The 19,974-nt window shown below is 69.8% G+C and carries 21 protein-coding genes; 11 read left to right on the top strand and 10 right to left on the bottom strand.

Annotation, left to right across the window (positions count from 1 at the left end; genetic code table 11):
• Positions 1–39: 39 nt before the first annotated feature.
• Positions 40–465 carry an organic hydroperoxide resistance protein gene (locus AC3IF1_RS12065; RefSeq protein WP_243967039.1) on the top strand — a complete coding sequence of 142 codons (426 nt, stop codon included), beginning with the start codon at positions 40–42 and terminating at the stop codon, positions 463–465.
• Between the two features lie 133 nt (positions 466–598).
• Here AC3IF1_RS12065 and AC3IF1_RS12060 read toward each other — a convergent pair whose 3' ends face one another.
• From AC3IF1_RS12060 to AC3IF1_RS12035, 6 genes are all read right to left on the bottom strand, one after another.
• On the bottom strand, positions 599–1,432 hold the full coding sequence (locus tag AC3IF1_RS12060; protein WP_489217712.1) for an HTD2 family dehydratase: 834 nt from the start codon (positions 1,430–1,432) through the stop codon (positions 599–601).
• Between the two features lies 1 nt (position 1,433).
• Complete coding sequence (locus tag AC3IF1_RS12055) at positions 1,434–2,582, bottom strand: acyl-CoA dehydrogenase family protein (protein WP_489217711.1); 1,149 nt, start codon at positions 2,580–2,582, stop codon at positions 1,434–1,436.
• Positions 2,583–2,592: 10 nt separating this feature from the next.
• The gene (locus AC3IF1_RS12050) at positions 2,593–3,342 is read right to left on the bottom strand and encodes a glucose 1-dehydrogenase (RefSeq protein ID WP_489220379.1); all 750 of its coding nucleotides are present in this window, start codon (positions 3,340–3,342) and stop codon (positions 2,593–2,595) included.
• Between the two features lie 17 nt (positions 3,343–3,359).
• A complete protein-coding gene (locus tag AC3IF1_RS12045; protein WP_489217710.1) occupies positions 3,360–4,514 on the bottom strand; it encodes a CaiB/BaiF CoA transferase family protein in 1,155 nt (384 codons plus the stop codon).
• Between the two features lie 150 nt (positions 4,515–4,664).
• Complete coding sequence (locus tag AC3IF1_RS12040; RefSeq protein WP_489217709.1) at positions 4,665–7,835, bottom strand: efflux RND transporter permease subunit; 3,171 nt, start codon at positions 7,833–7,835, stop codon at positions 4,665–4,667.
• Positions 7,836–7,884: 49 nt separating this feature from the next.
• Positions 7,885–9,168, bottom strand: coding sequence for an efflux RND transporter periplasmic adaptor subunit (locus AC3IF1_RS12035; RefSeq protein WP_489217708.1), 1,284 nt, complete (start codon positions 9,166–9,168; stop codon positions 7,885–7,887).
• A gap of 287 nt (positions 9,169–9,455) precedes the next feature.
• Between AC3IF1_RS12035 and AC3IF1_RS12030 the strand changes: the two genes are divergently transcribed.
• Complete coding sequence (locus AC3IF1_RS12030; protein ID WP_243967031.1) at positions 9,456–9,683, top strand: HOOK family protein; 228 nt, start codon at positions 9,456–9,458, stop codon at positions 9,681–9,683.
• Between the two features lie 418 nt (positions 9,684–10,101).
• Positions 10,102–10,281, top strand: coding sequence for a hypothetical protein (locus AC3IF1_RS12025; protein WP_243967030.1), 180 nt, complete (start codon positions 10,102–10,104; stop codon positions 10,279–10,281).
• Here AC3IF1_RS12025 and AC3IF1_RS12020 read toward each other — a convergent pair whose 3' ends face one another.
• Genes AC3IF1_RS12020 through AC3IF1_RS12010 form a run of 3 tightly spaced genes read right to left on the bottom strand, consistent with a single transcriptional unit; the run spans position 10,282 to position 12,213 of the window.
• Positions 10,282–10,503 (bottom strand): hypothetical protein, encoded by a 222-nt coding sequence (locus AC3IF1_RS12020; protein WP_489217707.1) that lies wholly within the window; start codon positions 10,501–10,503, stop codon positions 10,282–10,284.
• Positions 10,490–11,101, bottom strand: coding sequence for a cysteine hydrolase family protein (locus AC3IF1_RS12015; protein ID WP_243967028.1), 612 nt, complete (start codon positions 11,099–11,101; stop codon positions 10,490–10,492). Before AC3IF1_RS12015 ends, AC3IF1_RS12020 begins: the two co-directional genes overlap by 14 nt.
• The gene (locus tag AC3IF1_RS12010; protein ID WP_489217706.1) at positions 11,101–12,213 is read right to left on the bottom strand and encodes a GNAT family N-acetyltransferase; all 1,113 of its coding nucleotides are present in this window, start codon (positions 12,211–12,213) and stop codon (positions 11,101–11,103) included. The genes AC3IF1_RS12015 and AC3IF1_RS12010 overlap by 1 nt, the downstream gene beginning before the upstream one ends.
• 235 nt (positions 12,214–12,448) lie before the next feature.
• Here AC3IF1_RS12010 and AC3IF1_RS12005 point away from each other — a divergent pair, with 235 nt between their 5' ends.
• The 6 genes from AC3IF1_RS12005 (at position 12,449) to ureG (ending at position 17,848) form a co-directional block, all read left to right on the top strand.
• Positions 12,449–13,462, top strand: coding sequence for a LysR family transcriptional regulator (locus AC3IF1_RS12005; RefSeq protein WP_243967026.1), 1,014 nt, complete (start codon positions 12,449–12,451; stop codon positions 13,460–13,462).
• 93 nt (positions 13,463–13,555) lie between these two features.
• The gene (locus tag AC3IF1_RS12000) at positions 13,556–14,176 is read left to right on the top strand and encodes an urease subunit gamma (protein WP_489217705.1); all 621 of its coding nucleotides are present in this window, start codon (positions 13,556–13,558) and stop codon (positions 14,174–14,176) included.
• A 2-nt stretch (positions 14,177–14,178) separates the two neighbouring features.
• Positions 14,179–15,906, top strand: coding sequence for an urease subunit alpha (gene ureC / locus AC3IF1_RS11995; protein ID WP_489217704.1), 1,728 nt, complete (start codon positions 14,179–14,181; stop codon positions 15,904–15,906).
• 135 nt (positions 15,907–16,041) lie between these two features.
• The gene (locus tag AC3IF1_RS11990) at positions 16,042–16,533 is read left to right on the top strand and encodes an urease accessory protein UreE (RefSeq protein WP_243967170.1); all 492 of its coding nucleotides are present in this window, start codon (positions 16,042–16,044) and stop codon (positions 16,531–16,533) included.
• The gene (locus tag AC3IF1_RS11985; protein ID WP_489217703.1) at positions 16,466–17,209 is read left to right on the top strand and encodes an urease accessory protein UreF; all 744 of its coding nucleotides are present in this window, start codon (positions 16,466–16,468) and stop codon (positions 17,207–17,209) included. Before AC3IF1_RS11990 ends, AC3IF1_RS11985 begins: the two co-directional genes overlap by 68 nt.
• Before the next feature lie 18 nt (positions 17,210–17,227).
• Positions 17,228–17,848 carry an urease accessory protein UreG gene (gene ureG, locus AC3IF1_RS11980; protein WP_243967168.1) on the top strand — a complete coding sequence of 207 codons (621 nt, stop codon included), beginning with the start codon at positions 17,228–17,230 and terminating at the stop codon, positions 17,846–17,848.
• 30 nt (positions 17,849–17,878) lie between these two features.
• On the opposite strand, the gene AC3IF1_RS11975 is transcribed toward ureG, so the two are convergent.
• Positions 17,879–18,103: a hypothetical protein gene (locus AC3IF1_RS11975; protein ID WP_489217702.1), complete on the bottom strand. Its 225-nt coding sequence runs from the start codon at positions 18,101–18,103 to the stop codon at positions 17,879–17,881.
• Positions 18,104–18,291: 188 nt separating this feature from the next.
• Here AC3IF1_RS11975 and AC3IF1_RS11970 point away from each other — a divergent pair, with 188 nt between their 5' ends.
• The gene (locus tag AC3IF1_RS11970) at positions 18,292–18,495 is read left to right on the top strand and encodes a DUF3311 domain-containing protein (RefSeq protein ID WP_243967022.1); all 204 of its coding nucleotides are present in this window, start codon (positions 18,292–18,294) and stop codon (positions 18,493–18,495) included.
• Complete coding sequence (locus AC3IF1_RS11965) at positions 18,492–19,952, top strand: sodium:solute symporter family protein (RefSeq protein WP_489217701.1); 1,461 nt, start codon at positions 18,492–18,494, stop codon at positions 19,950–19,952. The genes AC3IF1_RS11970 and AC3IF1_RS11965 overlap by 4 nt, the downstream gene beginning before the upstream one ends.
• Positions 19,953–19,974: the final 22 nt, after the last annotated feature.

Below are 19,974 nucleotides of genomic sequence, written 5' to 3'. Positions count from 1 at the left end.
CCCTAGATGCCGCCCTTGCCCTGAAACCGGAGATTGCCGATGTCCGTCGACGTGAAGTACCGCACCACCGCCACCGCCACCGGAGGCCGCGACGGCGCGGCCCGGACCGCCGACGGCAGCTTCGAGGTCAAGCTCTCGACCCCGAAGGAACTGGGCGGCGCGGGTGGTCCGGGTGCGAATCCGGAGCAGCTCTTCGCCTCCGGCTACTCGGCCTGCTTCCTCGGCGCCATGAAGGCCGTCGCCCCGTCGCTGCAGCTGAAGGTCCCGGCCGAGACCAGCGTCACCGCCGATGTCGGCATCGGGCCGCGCTCCGAGGGGGGGTTCGGCATCACCGCCGACCTGAAGGTCAGCCTGCCGGGCCTCGACCGCGCCGACGCGCAGAAGCTGGTGGACGCCGCCCATCAGGTCTGCCCGTACTCGAACGCCACCCGCGGCAACGTGAATGTCGGCCTGACGCTCGCCTGAGCGCCTCTATCGATCCGTCCCTCATCCCGAATTGCACCCGCAATGCGGTGTGCCCTCGGGGTGAGGGTGCGTCTTGCACAGTCGCGGGACGACGGCGTGATTCGGTGCGAGCCGTGACCGGCCGAACCCGCTCTCACACCTCTGCGTGCGCCCGCATGCAGACGCCGCGCGCTGCATTCAGCGTCACGCCCTCGAACCGCTCCCCAGTCCGCCGGCCGCAGACGCAAAAAATCTGGTTGGCGGTCATCGGCGAGAGGCCGCGATAGCGAAACAGCCGCGGAACCTGCCCGAGCATCGTGGCGGCGAGGTTCATCAGGAGCGTCGCCTGCATCGGCCCGTGGACCACGAGGTCGGCATAGCCCTCCACCTGCGTGGCGTAGGGCTGGTCGTAGTGGAACCGATGACCGTTGAAGGTCATGGCCGAGTAACGGAACAGGAGCGTCGGCGTCGCCGGCACGGACCAGACCGTATCGTAGGCACCCGGATCGTCGCGCTCGGCCGCGGCCGCTGCCCCGGTCTGCGCGCCGGCGGCTTCCCGATAGACGATGTCCTGCCGCTCCCGGATCGCCACGCCGCGGTCGGTGGCGACCGCGTGCTCGACCGTGACGAAGCACAGCCGGCCGCTGCGCCCATCCTTGAAGGCCACATCCCGCACCGTCTCGGTCCGGGTGACGTGGTCGCCCCCGCGCAACGCAGATAGAGTCTCGATCTGCCCACCCGCCCACATCCGGCGCGGCAGCGGCACCGGCGGCAGGAAACCACCCTTGGCGGCATGGCCGTCCGGCCCGAGAGACTCGGCGGGCGCCGTCTCCGGGGCGAGGCACCAGTGCAGGGCCGGCGGCGCCGTCCCGTCAGCGACCGGCGCCAGATGCGGCGCGAAGGTGGCGCGGAACTCGGCCAGCAGCCGCGGCGTGACGAGGTCCGATTGCGTGCGGGTCCGGCCGATCCAGGCGGCGAAGTCCATCATGTCAGTAGGAGCGCGGCAGGCCGAGCACGTGCTCGGACAGGTAGGCCAGGATCAGGTTCGTGGAGATCGGCGCGACCTGGTAGAGGCGGGTCTCGCGGAACTTGCGCTCCACGTCGTATTCCTCCGCGAAGCCGAAGCCGCCATGGGTCTGGATGCAGACGTTGGCCGCCTCGAACGAGGCGTCGGCCGCCAGCATCTTGGCCATGTTGGCCTCCGCCCCGGGATTCGCGCCGCCCTCGTAGAGGGCGAGCGCCTCGCGCACCATCAACTCGGCCGCGCGCATGTTGGCGTAGGCCTTCGCGATCGGGAACTGCACGCCCTGGTTCGCGCCGATCGGCCGGCCGAAGACCGAGCGCTCCCCCGCATAGGCCCTCGCCCGGTCGATGAACCACTTGGCGTCGCCCACGCATTCCGCGGCGATCAGGATGCGCTCGGCGTTCATGCCGGACAGGATGTAGCGGAAGCCCCTGCCCTCCTCGCCGATCAGGTTCTGCGCCGGGACGCGGAGATTGTCGAAGAACACCTCCGTGGTGGCGTGGTTCATCATCGTCCGGATCGGGCGGATGGTGAGCCCGCTGCCCCGCGCCTCGCGCATGTCGACGAGGAGCACTGACAGCCCGTCGGTGCGCTTCATGCCCTCGGCCCGGGGCGTCGTGCGGGCAAGCAGCAGCATCAGGTCCGAATGCTCTGCGCGGCTGGTCCAGATCTTCTGGCCGTTGACCACGTAGTGGTCGCCCTCGCGGCGTGCTGTGGTCTTGAGGCTGCCGGTGTCGGTGCCGGAGGTCGGCTCGGTCACCCCGAAGGCCTGGAGCCGCAGGCGTCCTTCGGCGATCGCCGGCAGATACGCCGCCTTCTGGGCGTCGGATCCGTGCCGCAGCAGCGTACCCATCGTATACATCTGGGCGTGACAGGCGCCGCCGTTGCAGCCCGCCCGCTGCACCTCCTCCAGGATCGCCGCCGCCGCGGAGAGCGGCAGGCCGGAGCCGCCGTATTCCTCCGGGATCAGGACCGACAGGTAGCCGCTCTCGGTCAGCGCGTTCACGAACGCGGTCGGGTAGGCCATCTCCCGGTCGAGCGCCCGCCAGTACGGGCCGGGGAAGCCCGCGCAGAGCTTCGCCACGGCCTCGCGGATCTCGGTATAGGCTTCCATGGCAGGCTCCTCAGGCGGTGCGCCCGCCATCGACCGGCAGGTCGACGCCGGTGATGAAGGCGGCTTCGTCGGAGGCGAGGAACAGGGCTGCCGCCGCGATGTCGCTCGCCTGGGACAACCGCCCGAGCGGGATCGAGGCGATGAACCGCGCGCGGTTCTCTTGCGTATCGGGCATCCCCATGAACTGCTCGAGCAACCCGGTCGCCCCCATGACCGGGCAGAGGGCGTTCACCCGGATCTTCCAAGGCGCCAGCTCCAGGGCCAGCGACTTCGAGGCCAGGCTCGCCGCCCCCTTGGAGGCGTTGTACCAGGTGAGCCCGGGGCGCGGCCGCAGAGCCGCCGTCGAGCTGACGGTCAGGATCACGCCGCCGCCGCCGTCGCGCATGAGCGGCGCCACCGCCCGGACGAAGTGGAAGATCGACTTCACGTTCACCCGGAAGACCCGGTCGAACTCGTCCTCCGTCACCTCCAGCAGCGGCTTGTTGCGGTGGGTGGTGCCGGCATTGTTGACGAGGATGTGCAGGTCGCCGAACCGCTCCCGGGTCGCCGCGACGGCGGCCTCGACATCGGCGGCCGCGCCCACATCCGCACCGACCGCGAGGGCATTCGCGCCGATCTCGCCCGCCACCCGGCCGACGGCCGCCGCGTCGATGTCGACGCAGGCGACCCGGGCCCCCTCGGCGGCGAAACGTTGGGCGATCCCCGCCCCGAAACCGCCGCCAGCCCCCGTCACGATCGCGACCTTGCCCTCGAGCCTCATCGTCACCTCCCGTTCGGTCATGCGATCCGCCCTCCGCTTCCAGGGGGCGCGAACTCGGCCCGGATCCGCGCAGTGTGCTGGCCGATTTCGGGGACCGGACCGAGCGCCCGCACCTGCCCGTTGATCAGCACAGGCGGCGCCACGATCCGGGCGGGTCCGGCTTGTGTCTCGACCACACTGCGCACGAGGGCCGGATGCGCGGCCAAGTCTGCCAGCGTGTTGACGAAGCCGTAGGCGGTCCCGGCGGCCTTCAGCCGGGCCGCCGCCGCCTCACGGGACAGCCGTACCAGCGCGGCCCCGACCCGGAGATCGACCGCGTCCCGATTGGCCACGCGGGCCGTGTTCGACGCGTATCCCTCGGCGGTGGCGAGGTCGGGGTCCTCCAGCACCGACGCACAGAAGCGGGCCCATTCACGCTCGTTCTGGATCGAGATCAGCACCAGGCTGTCATCGGCCGTGGGGAAGGCGCCGTAGGGGCAGATCGACGGATGGGCGAGGCCGACCCGCTGCGGGACCCGGCCTGTGCCCTCGAAATAGAGCAGCGGCACAGTCATCCAGTCGGCGGCGGCGCCGAACAGGCTCACGTCGAGGGCACAGCCCTGCCCCGAGATTCCCCGGGCGATCAGCGCCTCCAGCACGGCGGCATGGGCATCCATCCCGCAGGCGACGTCGCAGACCGAGACGCCGACGCGGCCGGGCCCGGCCGGATGGCCGGTGATCCCGGCGAGCCCGCTCTCGGCCTGGACCAGCAGGTCGTAGGCCTTCATGGCGCTGTAGGCGTGGCCGGTGCCGTAGCCGGAGATGTCCACGGTGATCAGCCGCGGGTAGCGCGCGCGCAGGTCCGCCGCGCCGAAGCCCGCCCGGGCGGCGGCACCGGGGGCGAGATTCTGCACGAACACGTCGGCCCGGGCGAGGATCGCGTGCAGGAGGCGCGCATCCTCCGGATCCTTGATGTCGGCGACGAGGCTCTCCTTGCCGCGGTTGAGCCAGACGAAGTAGCTGGCCAGCCCGTTCACCGCATCGTCGTAGCCGCGGGCGAAATCCCCCTCCGGGCGCTCGATCTTGATGACCCGGGCGCCGGCATCCGCGAGCCGCGCGGTGCAGTAGGGCGCGGCCACCGCCTGCTCCAGGGCCAGGACGGTCAGCCCGCGCAGCGGCAGGGTCTGGCTCATGCGCGTCCTTCGATTCTACGCGGCCCCGCGGGGCCGGACCCGGCTCACCTGGGTCGGCCTCGGCCCGCGCCAAGCGGGGTCCGGTGACAGGGCCGCGCTGCCGTGAGCGTCAGACTGGCTTCCGCGTCGCGCTGCGCGCGGGGACGCGGATCACTCCGCCGCGCGGAGCGCGGGCGGTCCCCGGACTTCCTCGACCGGCTCCGCCTCGGGATCGGCCAGGGCCGCGTCCACCGCCCCGGGCTTGTCCCGGAAGGAGAAGCGGTGCGCCAGCCGGTCGAGGTAGATGTAGATCACCGGCGTCGTGAACAGCGTCAGGATCTGGCTGACCGCGAGGCCGCCGACCATGGCGTAGCCGAGCGGCTGCCGGATCTCCGAGCCAGTCCCGGTGGCGAACATCAGCGGGATGCCCCCGAGCAGGGCCGCCATGGTGGTCATCAGGATCGGGCGGAAGCGCAGCAGCGCGGCCCGGCGGATCGCCTCCTCGGGGGTCAGCCCCTCCTCGCGCTCCGCCACGATGGCGAAGTCGACCAGCATGATGCCATTCTTCTTCACGATGCCGATCAGCAGGATGATGCCGATGAGCGCGATCAGGCTGAAATCGTACCCCGCACACATGAGCACCGCGAGGGCGCCGACGCCGGCCGAGGGCAGCGTCGACAGGATGGTGATCGGGTGGATGAAGCTCTCGTAGAGGATGCCGAGGATCAGATAGACGACGAACAGAGCCGCCAGGATCAGCAGCGGCACCGTCGAGAGCGATTGCTGGAAGGCCTGCGCGGTGCCCTGGAAGCCGCTCACCACGGTTTGCGGCACCTGGAGGTCGCGCATCGCCTGGCCGATCGCCTCCGTCGCCTGGCCCAGCGCCACGTCCGGGGCGAGGTTGAAGCTGATCGTCACCGCCGGGAACTGGCCCTGGTGGTTCACGGCCAGCGGCGCCACCGGGTCGGTGGTCCAACGGGCGAAGGCCGCGATCGGCACCTGGCCGCCGCCGTTGGGCGCCTTGATGTAGATTTTGTCGAGGCTCTCGACGCTGCCCTGCAGGGCCGGAAGCACCTCCAGCACCACGTGGTAGCTGTTGAGCTGGGTGAAGTACTGCGCGATCTGCCGCTGCCCGAAGGCGTCGTAGAGGGTGTCGTCGATCAGCTGGGGCGTGATCCCGTAGCGCGAGGCGGCGTCGCGGTCGATCGACAGCGTCAGGGTCGTGCCCCGGGTCTGCTGGTCGGTGGCGACATCGCGCAGTTCCGATAGGGTCTTCAGCCGGTCGAGGATCCGCGGCGCCCAGGTGTTGAGTTCGGCGAGGTCCGGGTCTTGGAGCGTGTATTCGAACTGCGTACGCGAGGTCCGGCCGCCCGTGCGCACGTCCTGCGTGGCCTGGATGAAGGTGCGGATGCCCGCGACCTGATCGAGCTTCGGGCGCAGGCGGCCGATCACCTGGAACGCGTTGACGTCGCGCTCCTCCCGGGGCTTGAGCGTGATGTACATGCGGCCCGAGTTCAGCGCCTGGCCGTTGCCGCCGAGCGACATGCCGACGGTGGCCACCGCCGGGTCGGCCTGGACGATCGCACCGACCTTCTCCTGGAGCGTCATCATCGCCGAGAAGGAGATGTCCTGTCCCGCCTCGGTGACGCCGATCATGAAGCCGGTGTCCTGCTGCGGGAAGAAGCCCTTCGGGATCGCCACGAACAGGTAGCCGGTCAGCGCCAAGGTGGCGAAGAAGACCAGGAGCGTGACCTTGCGGAATCGCAGGGCGACGTCGAGGGCGTCCTCGTAGACCGAGAGCAGCCAGTCGAACCCGGCCTCGCTCATCCGGTAGAGGCGGCCGTGGCGCTCGGCGTCGTGCGGCTTGAGCAGCCGGGCGGCCATCATCGGCGTCAGCGTCAGCGACACGAAGGCCGACACCGCGATCGTCATCGACAGCACCACGGCGAATTCGCGGAACAGACGGCCGATGATGCCGCCCATCAGCAGGAGCGGGATCAGCACCGCGATCAGCGACACCGAGATCGACACGATGGTGAAGCCGATCTCGCCCGCGCCCTTGAAGGCGGCCTCCATCGGCCGCATCCCCTCCTCCACGTAGCGGCTGATGTTCTCCAGCACGACGATGGCGTCGTCGACTACGAAGCCCACCGAGATGGTGAGCGCCATCAGCGAGAGGTTGTCGAGGGTGTAGCCCGCGATCCACATCAGCGCGCAGGCCCCGAGCAGCGCGAGCGGCACCGTCACGCTCGGGATCACCGTCGCCCAGAAGCTGCGCAGGAAGACGAAGATCACCGCCACCACCAGCACGATGGTGAGCAGCAGGGTGAACTGCACATCCTCCACGGAGGCGCGGATGGTCTGGGTCCGGTCGCTCAGGATCCCGATCTTGATCCCGGCCGGGAGGGTGGAGGTCAGGCGCGGCAGCTGCGCCTTGATGCTGTCCACCGTGTCGATCACGTTGGCGCCGGGCTGCTTGAACACCACCAGGAACACGCCGCGCTGGCCGTTGGTCCAGCCGGCCTGCTTGGTGTCCTCGGAGCCGGCCACCGCGTGGCCGATGTCGCGCACGCGCAGGGGCGCGCCGTTCTGGTAGGCCACGATCACGGCGTCCCAGTTCTTGGCCTCGGTGAGCTGGTCGTTGGCGTAGATCGTGTAGCTGTGGCTGCCGCCGTCGATACTGCCCTTGGGGTTGTTGACCGTGGTCAGGGTGAGCTGCGTGCGCACGTCCTCCAGCGACAGGCCCTTGGCTACGAGCTTGGCGGGATCGACCTGGATGCGGATGGCGGGCTTCTGCTGGCCGCCGATGAAGACCTGCGCGACGCCGGAGATCTGGCTGATCCGCTGGGCGAGCTGCACGTCGACGGCATCGTCGACGTCGATCAGGGGCAGGCTGTCGGAGGTGGCCGAGAGCAGGAGGATCGGCGAATCGGCCGGGTTGACCTTCCGGTACGTCGGCGGGCTCGGCAGGTTCTTCGGCAGCTGGCCGCCGGCGGCGTTGATCGCCGCCTGGATGTCGCTCGCCGCACCGTCGATGTTGCGGTTCAGCTCGAACTGAACGGTGACCGTCGAGATCCCGAGGGAACTCGTCGAGGTCATCTGCGATACGCCCGGGATCTGCGAGAACTGCCGCTCCAGGGGCTGCGCCACCGAGGACGCCATGGTCTCGGGGCTGCCGCCGGGGAGCTGCGCCGTCACCTGGATCGTCGGGAAATCCACCTGCGGCAGCGGGGCGACGCCCAAGAGCGGATAGGCCACCACCCCGAGGAACAGGATGCCGACCATGATCAGCGTGGTCGCCACTGGGAACCGGATGAACGGCGCCGAGATGCCGCCCTTCATCGCCGGGCCCGCCCGAGTCGTGAGACCGCCGTCGCGGCGTGAAAGCTCATCAGCGTTGAGCCTCCACCCGGCGCGCGGACGTGTCCGGCGCCTCCGCCTGGGCCGCCCGGGACGCTGTCGGCTCACCGACGAGGCTCCCGTCCTGGACCTTGTACTGGCCGGCGGTGATCACCCGCTCGCCGGCTTTCAGGTCGCCGCTCAGAATCTGGGTCCGGCCCGAATCGGAGCGCCCGGCCTTCAGGGCGCGCTGATGGGCGTGATTGCCGTCGTCCACCACGAAGGCGAACAGGCCGTCCGGTCCATGCTGGACCGCGTTGTCGGGAACCGTGGTGGCGACGGCGACGATGCCGACCCGCATCTTGGTGGAGACCGACAGGCCGGGCCAGAGGGCGTGGTTCCGGTTCTCGTACACGGCCTTGAGGCGGATCGTGCCGGTCGCCGTGTCCACCTGGTTGTTGAACAGGGCGAGCTTGCCGTCGGCGAGCTTGGTGAGCCCGTCCGAACTCCAGGCTTCCACCGGCACGTCGCCCTTCCGCAGGGCCGCGGTGATGGCGGGCAGCTGATCCTCCGGCGCGGTGAAGACCACGAAGATCGGCTCCACCTGGGTGATCGTGACGATCGGGGTCTGGCCGGCGGCGTTGACGATGTTGCCGATATCGACCTGCCGGAAGCCGGTCACGCCGTCGATCGGCGCGCGGATGGTGGCGTAGCCGAGCTGGGTCGACGCATTGTCGATCGCGGCCTGATCGGAGGCGACCTGCGCCGTGAGCTGTGCGACCAGGGCGGTCTGCGTCTCGGTCTGCTGCCGCGACGCGTAGGCGCCGAGGCCGGTGTACCGGACGAGATCCGCTTTGGCGTTGTTGAGGTTGGCGGTGTCCTGCTCCTTCTTGGCTTTGGCCTGGTCCATCGCCGCCTGATAGGGGCGCGGGTCGACCTGAACGAGGATGTCGCCCTTGTGGACGGCCTGGCCTTCGCGGAAGGCGACCTGCTGGATCTCGCCGTCGACGCGCGTGCGTGCCTGAACGGTGTTGTAGGCCTGGACGGTGCCGAGACCGTTCGACACGAGCGCGAACGGCCCCTGCTCGACGGTTCCGAGGGTCACGGGCACGGGACGCGGGGCGGCGGCCTTCGGCTTCTCGGCGGGCTGGCCGAGCCGCGTATAGCCATAGGCACACCCGCCCGCGAGGGCGAGCAGGACCAGGATCGCCGCGAAGGAGCGGCCGCGCCGCGACCCGCGCGCGACCGGATCGCGCCGCCGGTCGACCCCGCCTGGCGCCGCATCGATCTCACGCGATCGCGATGCGGCGCGATCATCCTCGTCCCCGCTCAGCATGCGCTCACGTCCGCCTCCCGGTCCGGCCCTCGGTCGAACCTGAGTATTTTGCATTCAATAGCATACAATCCCCACCGCCGACACCGATGCGATACACCGAGCCGGGGAATCGTGGCCGGGACAGGGCGTGCAAATCCGGGTGTCGCAGGGTAGCTTCGCGGCCGCCGCTCCGCAGCGGCCAGCGATCGCCCGTCCCGGCGTCGCGTGGCCCAACCGGCGCTGAGCGGCATCGCCCATCACCGACAGGCCGGCGTTGCCGCACCCGGCCGAAGAGACCAGGACGCTGCATGATCTCCACGCTGGAACTGGACGGATTGCAGGAACTTCGCGCCGCGCTCATCGAGGAGCGGCAGATCCTTGTGGCGTCGGTGCGAAAGCTGCGCGAGACCCGGCGGCAGAAGGGCACGTTCGTCCTGGGCGACGGCTCGGAGGCCGGGCCGCGGCTCGTGGCGCTGCAGCAGCAGATCGAGGTGGTCGAGTCCGTTATCGCCACGCTGATGGAATCCCAGACCTGACACGCTCGGCTCGCAGAGCGCCCGGCACGCCGAGTTCCCTCGGCGGATATCGCGATGGTCTAGGCCATCTTGATGTCCATCTTGTTTCTGAGATCTACGCCGTGTCGTGCCCCATGCAATCTTGTAATGACAAAATATTAATCACACGTCACGGACGAAACGAATGATTTCAATCTCGTAAATGGTCAGAGACTGGCTCGAGTCCATTACGGTTCTGTCATCGAGGTCCATAGGCCGGACATGTTCGGAGCACGGTGCCGATGCCGGTCCGCGACAGGCCTTCAGTCCGGTGTGGCGGAAACTGGGGCGGATGGATGTGACGATGGCGGCGCATTGTCGACGCCCAGCCTGCCATTCGGCTGGACCGCTCGATCCCTGGGCGGTAGCGGACGACAAATCAGCGCACGGAACCCGTACGATGGACGCCTTCGATCACACCGCAGCGGCCCGCGATGCCGACGCACGCGTCGCGCCGCAGCCCAAGGCCGAAACGATCGCCCTCTGGCTCGCCCTCGACGCGGAGCGGCGGGCCCGCGACGAGCGGACGGCGCGGCTGCGCGCCATGCGCCTCATCGGCGGCGAAGACGACGCGAGCTGATCAGTCGTCGCCCGGGCCCCCGTCCGGCTGGCGGGCCGCCAGCGCGAAGCCGACCGCCATCGCCGCGGCCTCGGCATGGGCGATCAGCGTCGGATCCCCGGCGTCCCGCGCGGCCTGGAGGAGCGCGATCGCGTGGCGTCCGAGGCGCTGATCGATATCCGCGTCCCGGGCGAACACGGCGCCGCCGGCGGCATTGTCGTGGCTTCGGTCAATCATGGGCATGCGTCGGTCTTGAGATGGAGGCCGTCGTCCGGAAGGGCGCCGAGGCGTCGATCCAGGCCTGCGTGTCCGTGACATCCGCGAAGGCGCGCAGCACGGCGCTCACCGAGCGATGGATGTCCTCGGCCGCGATCCCGTCGAGGGCGTGGCTGGCGGAGGCGTCGCACAGAAAGGTCACGTCCTGCCCGCGGTGATAGCCGTCGATCGCGGTGGCCAGGCAGGCCGCCTCGCCGGCAAAGCCCGCGACGACGAGGGGCGGGCTGCCCCGCTCCATCACGTCGGCGAAGGCCGGGCTGGCGTAGCAGGACGGTCGATCCCGATCGAAGATCATGTCGCAGCCCAGCGGCTCGAAACCCTCGATCCAGCGGGCGAATCGGGTGCCGGCCTGAAACAGGGGCGCGCCGATCCAGCGCACATAGGCGACCTGGATGCCGCTGTCCCGGGCATGGCCGAGGGCGCGGCGGCAATTTTCCAGGGCCGGGCCGATGCGCGGGAGCGCCAGCGGCCGGCCGGCGATCTCATATTCCTGCTGCATGTCCACCAGCACCAGCACGGGGACGCTGCGCGGCCGACGGTAGAGGATCGGATTCGTCTGGCGCATCACACCGCGACCTTCCGATCGACGGAGGGCCGGGTGACGGCGCGGGCACGGGAGCGGTCGAGGGCCCCCGCGCGATGCCAGCGGCCCTCGGGCCGGATGATCACGTAGGGATCGACGCCGAGCCCGATGGCCTGGGGATGGAGCTCGGTTTCCAGCAGCATCTCGACATAGTCGAAATCCGAGAAGACCAGTTCCTGCGCCCCCTCGAAGACCGCGAAGCCGAAGCGGCTCCAGAACCCGACGAGGCGCTTCTGCGCATGCCCGTAGAGGCGGCGGTAGCCCTTCACCCGGGCCAGTTCGATTCCCGCGCGGACGAGGGCGAAGGCCATGCGGGTGTTGCGGTACTCGGCCCGCACCGCCAGGCGTTCGATCTTGGCGAAGTCCGCGAAGAAGCGGATGCGCAGGCAGCCGGCGGGCTCATCGCCGACATAGCCGATGAGGTGGGTGGCCGAGAGGTCGTTGCCGTCGAACTCCTCCTCGTAGGGGCAGGCCTGTTCGGCCATGTAGACGGCGGCGCGCAGCGCGATGACGCGGGCGAGATCCTCCATGCTGCGCGCGACCGCGACGCTGGTGCCGGTCCCGCCGGGGCGGTGGCTGTCGTAGGGCGGTGCGGGCTCGGCCTTCGGCCCGCGGGCGAAGTGGTAGAGGCCGCCCTGTGCGGCGCTCGGTGCTTCGAAGCCGAGGGCCGTCAGCAGGCTCGCGCCCTCCGGCGTCGCCGCCCGGGCGTAGAAGTCGACGCCCTGGTAGTTCGGGCTGGAGAGGCGGTCGAAGACCAGGCTGACGCCGCCGGCCAGACGCCGCCGCGCGTAGACGGCCCAGACATAGATGCAAGCGGGGCGTTCGTGCTGGCCGGCCAGCATCGCGTCCGGCGGATCCGCCGCGTCGAAACGTCCCGCCTTGAGTGCGGCGAGGCCGTCGGCATTCAGCATCAGGCAGGCGACGAAGCCGTCGCCCCGTGGCGCGGCGGCGTCGAATCTGTGCCGATGGGCGATCGCCATCACACTATCCGGGTTGCGCGACATCACCCGCTGAACAGTCTTCAGCGGTGCGAGGTCCGGCAGATCGACCCGCGCGGCCGCGATGAGCCGTTCGAGATCGCGTGACGCCGGCATGAAGATCACGAGGTGGCGGGCGACGCGATTGACCTTGAGCGCGCCGAGTGCGTGCCGCTGCCGCGGAGAGACTTGGGAAGACCCAAGATGATCCACGTCCGTCGCGACGAAATGGGAGCGTGCAATGTGCACCGTCATCGGATGACCTGACATTGAGGTACGGATTGACGGTTCAGCACTTCGCATCTAGCGCACTCCCTGTATGTGCAAAATTTGGAACAGGGGCGTTCCGTAGATGGAACAGACGGAGGCGGGCCGGGGCGTGATGCCCGACTGGCAGAGCATCCGCGTCTTCCTGACCCTCGAGCGCTCCGGGAGCTTCCGGGCCGCGGCCTCCAAGCTCGGCGTGTCGGTGAATTCGGTGCGTCGGCGGATCGCCGATCTCGAAACCCTGATCGGCGCGCCGCTGCTGACGCGCCACGTGGACGGCATCCGTCTGACCTCGGAGGGACACGCGATCCTGGAGGCCGCCGCCCGCATGGAGACCGCCGCGTTCGGCCTGATGCGGGCGGGGGAGACCGCGCCCTTCGCCGAGGCCGGCGAGGTCCGGATCGCGGTGACGGAAGGGCTCGGCGCGTTCTGGCTTGCGCCGCGCCTGGTCGAGTTTCAGCGGGCCAACCCGCGCCTGACGGTCGATCTGCGCTGCGCGATGGAATCCGCCGATGTCCTCCGTCTGGAGGCCGACGTGGCGATCCAGCTGTCGCGGCCGACCAGCCCCGATCTGCGGCTGGTCAAGCTGGGCCGCATCCACCTGATTCCCTACGCGGCGCGCGAATACGAGCAGACTTACGGGCTTCCCGCCGCACCGGAGGATCTCGCCCGCCACCGGATCGTGGTCCAGGCCAGCAGCCAGACGATCCGCCTGGAGGATTTCAGCCGCGAGCTGCCGGGTTTCCCCGCCTCGGTTCCGATCGCGCTGAAGATCAACGTCAGCAGCGCGTATTACTGGGCAATCGCCAAGGGGGCGGGGATCGGTCTCCTGCCGACCTACGCCAGCGCGATCGGGGCGCGGGTCATACCGGTGGACAATCTGGGCCGGTTCAGCCTGGACATCTGGCTGACCTATCATCCGGACGCGGAGCGGATCGAGCGGGTGCGCCGGACGATCGACTGGCTGCGGGCCGCCTTCGATCCGAAGCGCTATCCCTGGTTCCGGGACGAGTTCATCCATCCCCGGGACCTGCCCACCGCCATCAAGGGCGAGCCGCTTCCGGATCTGTTCGCCGGCTTCACCGGCATGACACCCTGAGGGCGGCCGGCCCGTCACGCGGCCCGATCAGGCTCCCTTGACCGCGCCGCGCGCATGATCCTTGCTCCGGCCGTCGCGACGACGAGGTTGCCCGTGCTGCTGACACCCCGCGAGAAAGACAAGCTGCTGATCGCCATGGCGGCCCAGGTGGCGCGGAACCGTCTGGCCCGGGGCGTCAAGCTCAATTATCCGGAGGCGGTGGCGCTGATCACCGACTTCGTGGTCGAGGGCGCCCGGGACGGCCGCACCGTCGCCGAGCTGATGCAGGCCGGCGCCACCGTCCTCACCGCCGATCAGGTGATGGAGGGCGTATCCGAGATGATCCACGACATCCAGGTCGAGGCGACGTTCCCGGACGGCACCAAGCTCGTGACCGTTCATCATCCGATTCGGGGGGCGGCCTCGGCGGACGTGCCCGGCGTGGTGACGCCCCTGCCCGGCGAGATCGTGTTCAACGCCGATGCCGAGCGCACCGTGATCGAGGTTGCCAATACCGGGGATCGACCGATCCAGGTCGGCTCGCACTACCATTTCTACGAGGTCAATCCGGGCCTCGTCTTCCCGCGCGAGCAGGCCCGCGGCAAGCGCCTCGACATCGCGCCCGGGACCGCGGTGCGCTTCGAGCCCGGGTCCACCCGTGAGGTCACGCTGGTGCCGCTCTCCGGCGGCCGCACCGTCTTCGGCTTCCGCGGTGACGTGATGGGCACGCTCTGACCATGGCCAACACACCCAAGCCCGCGAGCCTCCCCCGCTCCGCCTATGCCGACATGTTCGGCCCGACCACCGGCGACCGCATCCGCCTCGCCGACACCAGCCTGGAGATCACGGTCGAGCGCGATTTCACCATCTACGGCGAGGAGGTGAAGTTCGGCGGCGGAAAGGTCATCCGGGACGGGATGGGCCAGAGCCAGGTGACCAATGCCGCCGGTGCGGTCGACACGGTGATCACCAACGCGGTCGTGCTCGACCATTGGGGCATCGTGAAATGCGACGTCGGAATCGTGCGCGGCCGGATCTTCCGGCTCGGCAAGGCCGGCAATCCGGACGTGCAGCCCGGGATCGACATCATCGTCGGCCCCGGAACCGAGGTGATCGCCGGTGAAGGGAAGATCCTGACCGCCGGGGGCTTCGACAGCCACATCCACTTCATCTGCCCGCAGCAGATCGAGGAGGCGCTCTGCTCGGGCGTGACCACGATGCTCGGCGGCGGGACCGGGCCTGCGCACGGCACCTTCGCCACCACCTGCACCCCCGGACCCTGGCACATCGCCCGGATGATCGAGGCGGCCGATGCCTTCCCGATGAACCTCGCGTTCGCCGGCAAGGGCAACGCCTCGCGCCCCGAAAGCCTGATCGAGATGGTCCGGGCCGGGGCCTGCGCGCTGAAGCTCCACGAGGATTGGGGCACCACCCCGGCGGCGATCGATACCTGCCTGTCGGTGGCGGATGCCCACGACGTCCAGGTCATGATCCACACCGACACGCTCAACGAATCGGGCTTCGTCGAGGACACGATCGCGGCCTTCAAGGGCCGGACCATCCACGCCTTCCACACCGAGGGCGCCGGCGGCGGCCACGCGCCGGACATCATCAAGGTCGCCGGCCTGCCGAACGTGCTCCCGTCGTCGACGAACCCGACACGGCCCTACACGCGGAACACCATCGACGAGCATCTCGACATGCTCATGGTCTGCCACCACCTCGACCCGTCGATCCCGGAGGATCTCGCCTTCGCGGAGAGCCGGATCCGCCGCGAGACCATCGCGGCCGAGGACATCCTGCACGATCTCGGCGCGCTCTCGATGATGTCGTCGGACAGCCAGGCCATGGGCCGGGTCGGCGAGGTCGTGATTCGCACCTGGCAGACCGCCGACAAGATGAAGCGCCAGCGCGGCGCCCTGGTGGGCGACACCTCCGGCACCGACAATCTGCGCGCCCGCCGCTACGTGGCGAAGTACACGATCAACCCGGCGATCGCGCACGGCGTGTCGAAGCACATCGGCTCGGTGGAGCCCGGCAAGCTCGCCGACCTCGTGCTCTGGACGCCGGCCTTCTTCGGGGTGAAGCCGGACCTCGTCATCAAGGGCGGCAGCATCGCGGCCGCGCCGATGGGCGACCCGAACGCCTCGATCCCGACGCCGCAGCCGATGCATTACCGCCCGATGTTCGGCGCCTACGGGCGCGCGCCCTTCGCCACCGCCCTCACCTTCGTGTCCAAGGCGGCCGTCGAGGACGGGTTGCGGGACCGTCTCGGCGTGCAGAAGGAGTTGGTCGCGGTGGAGAATGTCCGGGGCGGCATCTCGAAGGCGAGCATGGTGCTCAATGACGCGACCCCGGTCATCGAGGTCGATCCCGAGACCTACGACGTCCGCGCCGACGGCGAGCTCCTCGTATGCGAGCCCGCCGAGGTCCTGCCGATGGCCCAGCGTTATTTCCTGTTCTGAGCTATCGTGGTGCCGACGGACAGGAGGGCATCGATTGCGCGCTCTTTCCCGAGCAGCCCCCCTTCGGCATCGAACAGCCGCTGGCCGACGGCTTTCTGCCGAAGGAGCCCGACCTCATTGACCCGTCCTGAGGCCATGATCCGCGCCACCCGCATCCTGCGCCGGGACGCCCTGTCCGGCGGCGAGATCGTCGACCGCGTGATCCTCGACCACGGCGACCGGCACCGCCGCCGCGTCGCCATGCGCGGGGCCGGCGGCTTGGGATTCCTGCTCGACCTCCCGGAACCGACCGTACTGGAGGACGGCGACGCCCTGGTGCTGCAGGACGGGCGCCTCGTCTGGGTCGAGGCCGCGCCGGAGCGGCTGCTGGAGATCCGCGCGCCGAGCGACCGTGCCCTCAAGCGCCTGATCTGGCATATCGGCAACCGCCACATCCCGGCCGAGATCGGCACCGACGCCGTCTGGATCGCCGACGATCACGTGCTCGCCGACATGGTGCGGGGACTCGGCGGCAGCGCCGAGCCGGTGGTGCGCCCGTTCCGCCCCGAGGGCGGGGCCTATGCCGGAGGCCATGGGCACGACCATCCGCATGGCGGAGACCATCATCATCACGATGCCCATGGTTGAGCCCCTGGAGGCGCTCCGGCTGACGGCGTGGCTGTCGCCGGGCTACCCTGTGGGCGCCTACGCGTACTCGCACGGCCTGGAATGGGCCGTGGAGGCGGGCGATGTGCGCGACGAGGCGAGCCTGACGGCCTGGCTCGGCGATGTCTGCGCCTGCGGCTCCCTGCGCAACGACCTGATCCTCGCAGCCCACGCCCACCGCGCCGGGCGGGCCGGCGACGGGGACGCCCTCGCCGACCTCAACGACCTTGCCCTGGCGCTCGCCCCGTCGCGCGAGCTGCACCTAGAGACCAGCCAGCAGGGGCGCAGCTTCCTCGACGCGACCCTCGGGGCCTGGCCCTGCGGGCCGCTGGCGGCACTGGCCGAACGCCTGCCCGGCGCCCTCGCCTATCCGGTGGCGGTCGGTGCCGCCGCCGGGGCGCACGCCATGGCGGCGGGCCCCGTGCTGGCCGCCTACGGTCTCGCCTTCGTCCAGAGCCTCGTCTCGGCGGCGCTGCGGGCGGCGCCGGTGGGCCAAGCGGCCGGGACGCGGATCGTCGCCGCCCTGGCGCCCTGCCTCGTGGCGCTGGCGGCCGATGCCGGCAGCGCGGATCTCGACGTCCTCGGCTCCGCCACGTTCCGTCTGGACCTCGGCTCGTTCCGGCACGAGACCCAGTATTCCCGCATCTTCCGCTCCTGAGGGCGCTGCATGACCCCCGTGACTGGTTCCGCGAACGGCCCCCTCCGCGTCGGCATTGGCGGCCCCGTCGGGTCCGGCAAGACCGCCCTGATGGAGCAGCTCTGCAAGCGCTTCCGCGACCGCTACGAGATCTGCGCGATCACCAACGACATCTACACCAAGGAGGATGCGCGCATCCTGACGGTGGCCGGGGCGCTGCCGGAGGAGCGTATCCTCGGGGTCGAGACCGGCGGCTGCCCGCACACCGCGATTCGCGAGGACGCCTCGATCAATCTCGCGGCCGTCGCCGAGATGAGCCGGCGTTTCCCGAAGCTCGATCTGGTTCTGATCGAATCCGGCGGCGACAACCTCGCGGCGACCTTCTCGCCGGAACTGGCCGACCTCACCCTCTACGTCATCGACGTGGCCGGGGGCGAGAAGATCCCGCGCAAGGGCGGCCCTGGCATCACCCGGTCGGACCTGCTGATCGTCAACAAGACCGATCTGGCGCCGCTCGTCGGCGCGGACCTGTCGGTGATGGAGGCCGATACGCGGCGGATGCGCGGGACCCGCCCCTACGTGTTCGCGTCCCTGCGCGATGGCGCGGGCGCCGACGCCGTGGCGCGCTTCGTCGAGGAGGCGGGCGGGCTGGGCCGCTGACCCGGGCGGACGGAGCCGGACGGCGGCCCGTTACCGCCCGGCCTCGGCCGATCGCGTACGGACCGGCGTGGCGGGCCGTACGCCCATCAGACCATCCAGGCGGCTCATCCGGGCACTGAAATCGTTCATCGCGCTCTGGCGCGCCTGGATGGCGGCGCTGAGCCCGGGCTTTGCCGGATTCCGAGCCGGGCGCGCTTCGGCGACGGGGGCCGCGAGGAACGCGGCCAGGGAGAGAAAGGTCAGGGTGCGGGTCATCGACGGCGTCCCTCACGATCGGCCGCGGCGGTCGCGGTCGCGGACGGGACAAGGATAGGATCGCCCGAAGCGTAGCCGTGTGCGTCGGCGCACCCCCCGCGCGGGCAGGCCTTCTCGAGATCCGCGATTGACAGCCGCCCGGGACTGATTCAACCCGAAGGATTGATGGCTTCTGGACGGTATCGCGCATGCGAAACCTGCGATGGCTCGCCGCCCTGCCGTTCATCGGCATACTGATCGGGCCCTTCTTCTTGAATCGGGTCGAACCGTTCGTCCTCGGGCTGCCGCTGCTCCTCGCCTGGCTCGTGTTCTGCGTGATCGGGACGTCGGTGGTGATGGCGCTGATCTACAGGGCGGATCCCGAGAATCGCGCATCCGGGGATCCCCGATGAGCGTCGCCCTCGCCATCGTCGCGGCCGGCTTCGCGCTGGCGATCGGCCTCGGACTCTACGCCCGGCTGGGCCGCGAGATGGGCCTGGAGCAATGGACCGTCGGCGGGCGCGGCTTCGGCACCGCCCTGGTCTTCCTGCTGATGGCCGGGGAGATCTATACGACCTTCACGTTCCTCGGCGGGTCCGGTATCGCCTACGGGAAGGGCGGCCCGGCCTACTACATCCTCTGCTACCTGACGCTCGCCTATGTGACCTCGTACTGGCTGCTGCCGCCGGTCTGGCGCTACGCCAAGCAGCACGGCCTCTACACGCAGCCCGACTTCTTCGCGCGGAAATACCGGAGCCCGGCCCTGGGCATGCTGGTGGCGTCGGTGGGGCTCGTCGCGCTCGTCCCCTACCTCGTGCTCCAGCTCAAGGGCCTCGGGATCATCGTCTCCACGGCGTCCTACGGCGCCATCTCGTCCACGGCTGCGGTCTGGATCGGCGCCGCCGCGCTCACGGCCTACGTGGTCGTGTCGGGGGTGCACGGTTCGGCCTGGACGGCGGTGATCAAGGATACGACCATCCTGGCGCTGGTGATCTTCCTCGGGATCTACCTGCCCCTGCACTATTACGGCAGCTACGACGGCCTGTTCCGGGCGATCGAGGCCGCCAAGCCGGGATTCCTGGCCCTGCCCGAGCGCGGCCAGAGCCCGGTCTGGTTCTCCACCACGGTCCTGCTCACGGCGCTCGGCGGCTACATGTGGCCGCATACCTTCGCGTCGCTCTACACGGCGCGCGAGCCCGGCGCCTTCCGGCGCAACGCGGTTCTCCTGCCGGTCTACCAGCTGATCAACCTGTTCGTGTTCATGATCGGCTTCACGGCCGTGCTGCAGGTGCCCGGCCTCGCCGGATCCGAGGTCGACCTGTCGCTGTTCAAGCTGTCGCTGGCGAGCTTCCCGCCCTGGTTCATCGGCCTGATCGGCGCCACCGGCGTGCTCACCGCGCTGGTGCCCGGCTCGATGATCCTGATCGCCGGCGTCACCCTGGTGGCCAACAATCTCGTCCGGCCGATGCGGCCCGGCATGGACGACGCGGCGACCGCGCGGCTGTGCAAGATCCTGGTGCCGGTCCTGGCCCTGGTCTGCGTCGGGTTCACCCTCAGCGGCGGCGATACGATCGTGCAGCTCCTGCTGATGGGCTACAATTTCGTGACGCAGCTGTTCCCCTGCTTCATCGCCAGCCTGCTGCCCCGCAATCCCCTGAACCGGCCGGCGGCGGCGGCGGGGATCGTGGCCGGCGTCGCCACCGTGGCGGCCACGGTGCTGAGCGGGTTCAGCCTGTCGAAGCTCCCGATCCTGGGACCGCTCCAGGACGTCAATGTCGGCGTCGCCGCCCTGGTGGTGAACCTCGTGGTGACGGCCGCGGTGGCGCGCCTGACCCGCGCCGACACGACGTCCCAGGCCCAGGTGGCCTGAAGCCGCGTCCGGACGGGCGTCC

It is taken from the genome of Methylobacterium sp. E-012 (assembly GCF_057836545.1).
This window is presented reverse-complemented; position numbering and strand designations above follow the sequence as displayed.

What these genes read in the sequence shown, in the direction of transcription:
- AC3IF1_RS12065 (WP_243967039.1), top strand. Translation starts at nt 40, where the DNA reads ATGTCCGTCGACGTGAAGTACCGCACCACCGCCACCGCCACCGGAGGC.
- AC3IF1_RS12060 (WP_489217712.1), bottom strand. Translation starts at nt 1,432, where the DNA reads ATGATGGACTTCGCCGCCTGGATCGGCCGGACCCGCACGCAATCGGAC.
- AC3IF1_RS12055 (WP_489217711.1), bottom strand. Translation starts at nt 2,582, where the DNA reads ATGGAAGCCTATACCGAGATCCGCGAGGCCGTGGCGAAGCTCTGCGCG.
- AC3IF1_RS12050 (WP_489220379.1), bottom strand. Translation starts at nt 3,342, where the DNA reads ATGAGGCTCGAGGGCAAGGTCGCGATCGTGACGGGGGCTGGCGGCGGT.
- AC3IF1_RS12045 (WP_489217710.1), bottom strand. Translation starts at nt 4,514, where the DNA reads ATGAGCCAGACCCTGCCGCTGCGCGGGCTGACCGTCCTGGCCCTGGAG.
- AC3IF1_RS12040 (WP_489217709.1), bottom strand. Translation starts at nt 7,835, where the DNA reads ATGAAGGGCGGCATCTCGGCGCCGTTCATCCGGTTCCCAGTGGCGACC.
- AC3IF1_RS12035 (WP_489217708.1), bottom strand. Translation starts at nt 9,168, where the DNA reads ATGCTGAGCGGGGACGAGGATGATCGCGCCGCATCGCGATCGCGTGAG.
- AC3IF1_RS12030 (WP_243967031.1), top strand. Translation starts at nt 9,456, where the DNA reads ATGATCTCCACGCTGGAACTGGACGGATTGCAGGAACTTCGCGCCGCG.
- AC3IF1_RS12025 (WP_243967030.1), top strand. Translation starts at nt 10,102, where the DNA reads ATGGACGCCTTCGATCACACCGCAGCGGCCCGCGATGCCGACGCACGC.
- AC3IF1_RS12020 (WP_489217707.1), bottom strand. Translation starts at nt 10,503, where the DNA reads ATGCCCATGATTGACCGAAGCCACGACAATGCCGCCGGCGGCGCCGTG.
- AC3IF1_RS12015 (WP_243967028.1), bottom strand. Translation starts at nt 11,101, where the DNA reads ATGCGCCAGACGAATCCGATCCTCTACCGTCGGCCGCGCAGCGTCCCC.
- AC3IF1_RS12010 (WP_489217706.1), bottom strand. Translation starts at nt 12,213, where the DNA reads ATGCCGGCGTCACGCGATCTCGAACGGCTCATCGCGGCCGCGCGGGTC.
- AC3IF1_RS12005 (WP_243967026.1), top strand. Translation starts at nt 12,449, where the DNA reads ATGGAACAGACGGAGGCGGGCCGGGGCGTGATGCCCGACTGGCAGAGC.
- ureC (WP_489217704.1), top strand. Translation starts at nt 14,179, where the DNA reads ATGGCCAACACACCCAAGCCCGCGAGCCTCCCCCGCTCCGCCTATGCC.
- AC3IF1_RS11990 (WP_243967170.1), top strand. Translation starts at nt 16,042, where the DNA reads ATGATCCGCGCCACCCGCATCCTGCGCCGGGACGCCCTGTCCGGCGGC.
- AC3IF1_RS11985 (WP_489217703.1), top strand. Translation starts at nt 16,466, where the DNA reads ATGCCGGAGGCCATGGGCACGACCATCCGCATGGCGGAGACCATCATC.
- AC3IF1_RS11975 (WP_489217702.1), bottom strand. Translation starts at nt 18,103, where the DNA reads ATGACCCGCACCCTGACCTTTCTCTCCCTGGCCGCGTTCCTCGCGGCC.
- AC3IF1_RS11970 (WP_243967022.1), top strand. Translation starts at nt 18,292, where the DNA reads ATGCGAAACCTGCGATGGCTCGCCGCCCTGCCGTTCATCGGCATACTG.
- AC3IF1_RS11965 (WP_489217701.1), top strand. Translation starts at nt 18,492, where the DNA reads ATGAGCGTCGCCCTCGCCATCGTCGCGGCCGGCTTCGCGCTGGCGATC.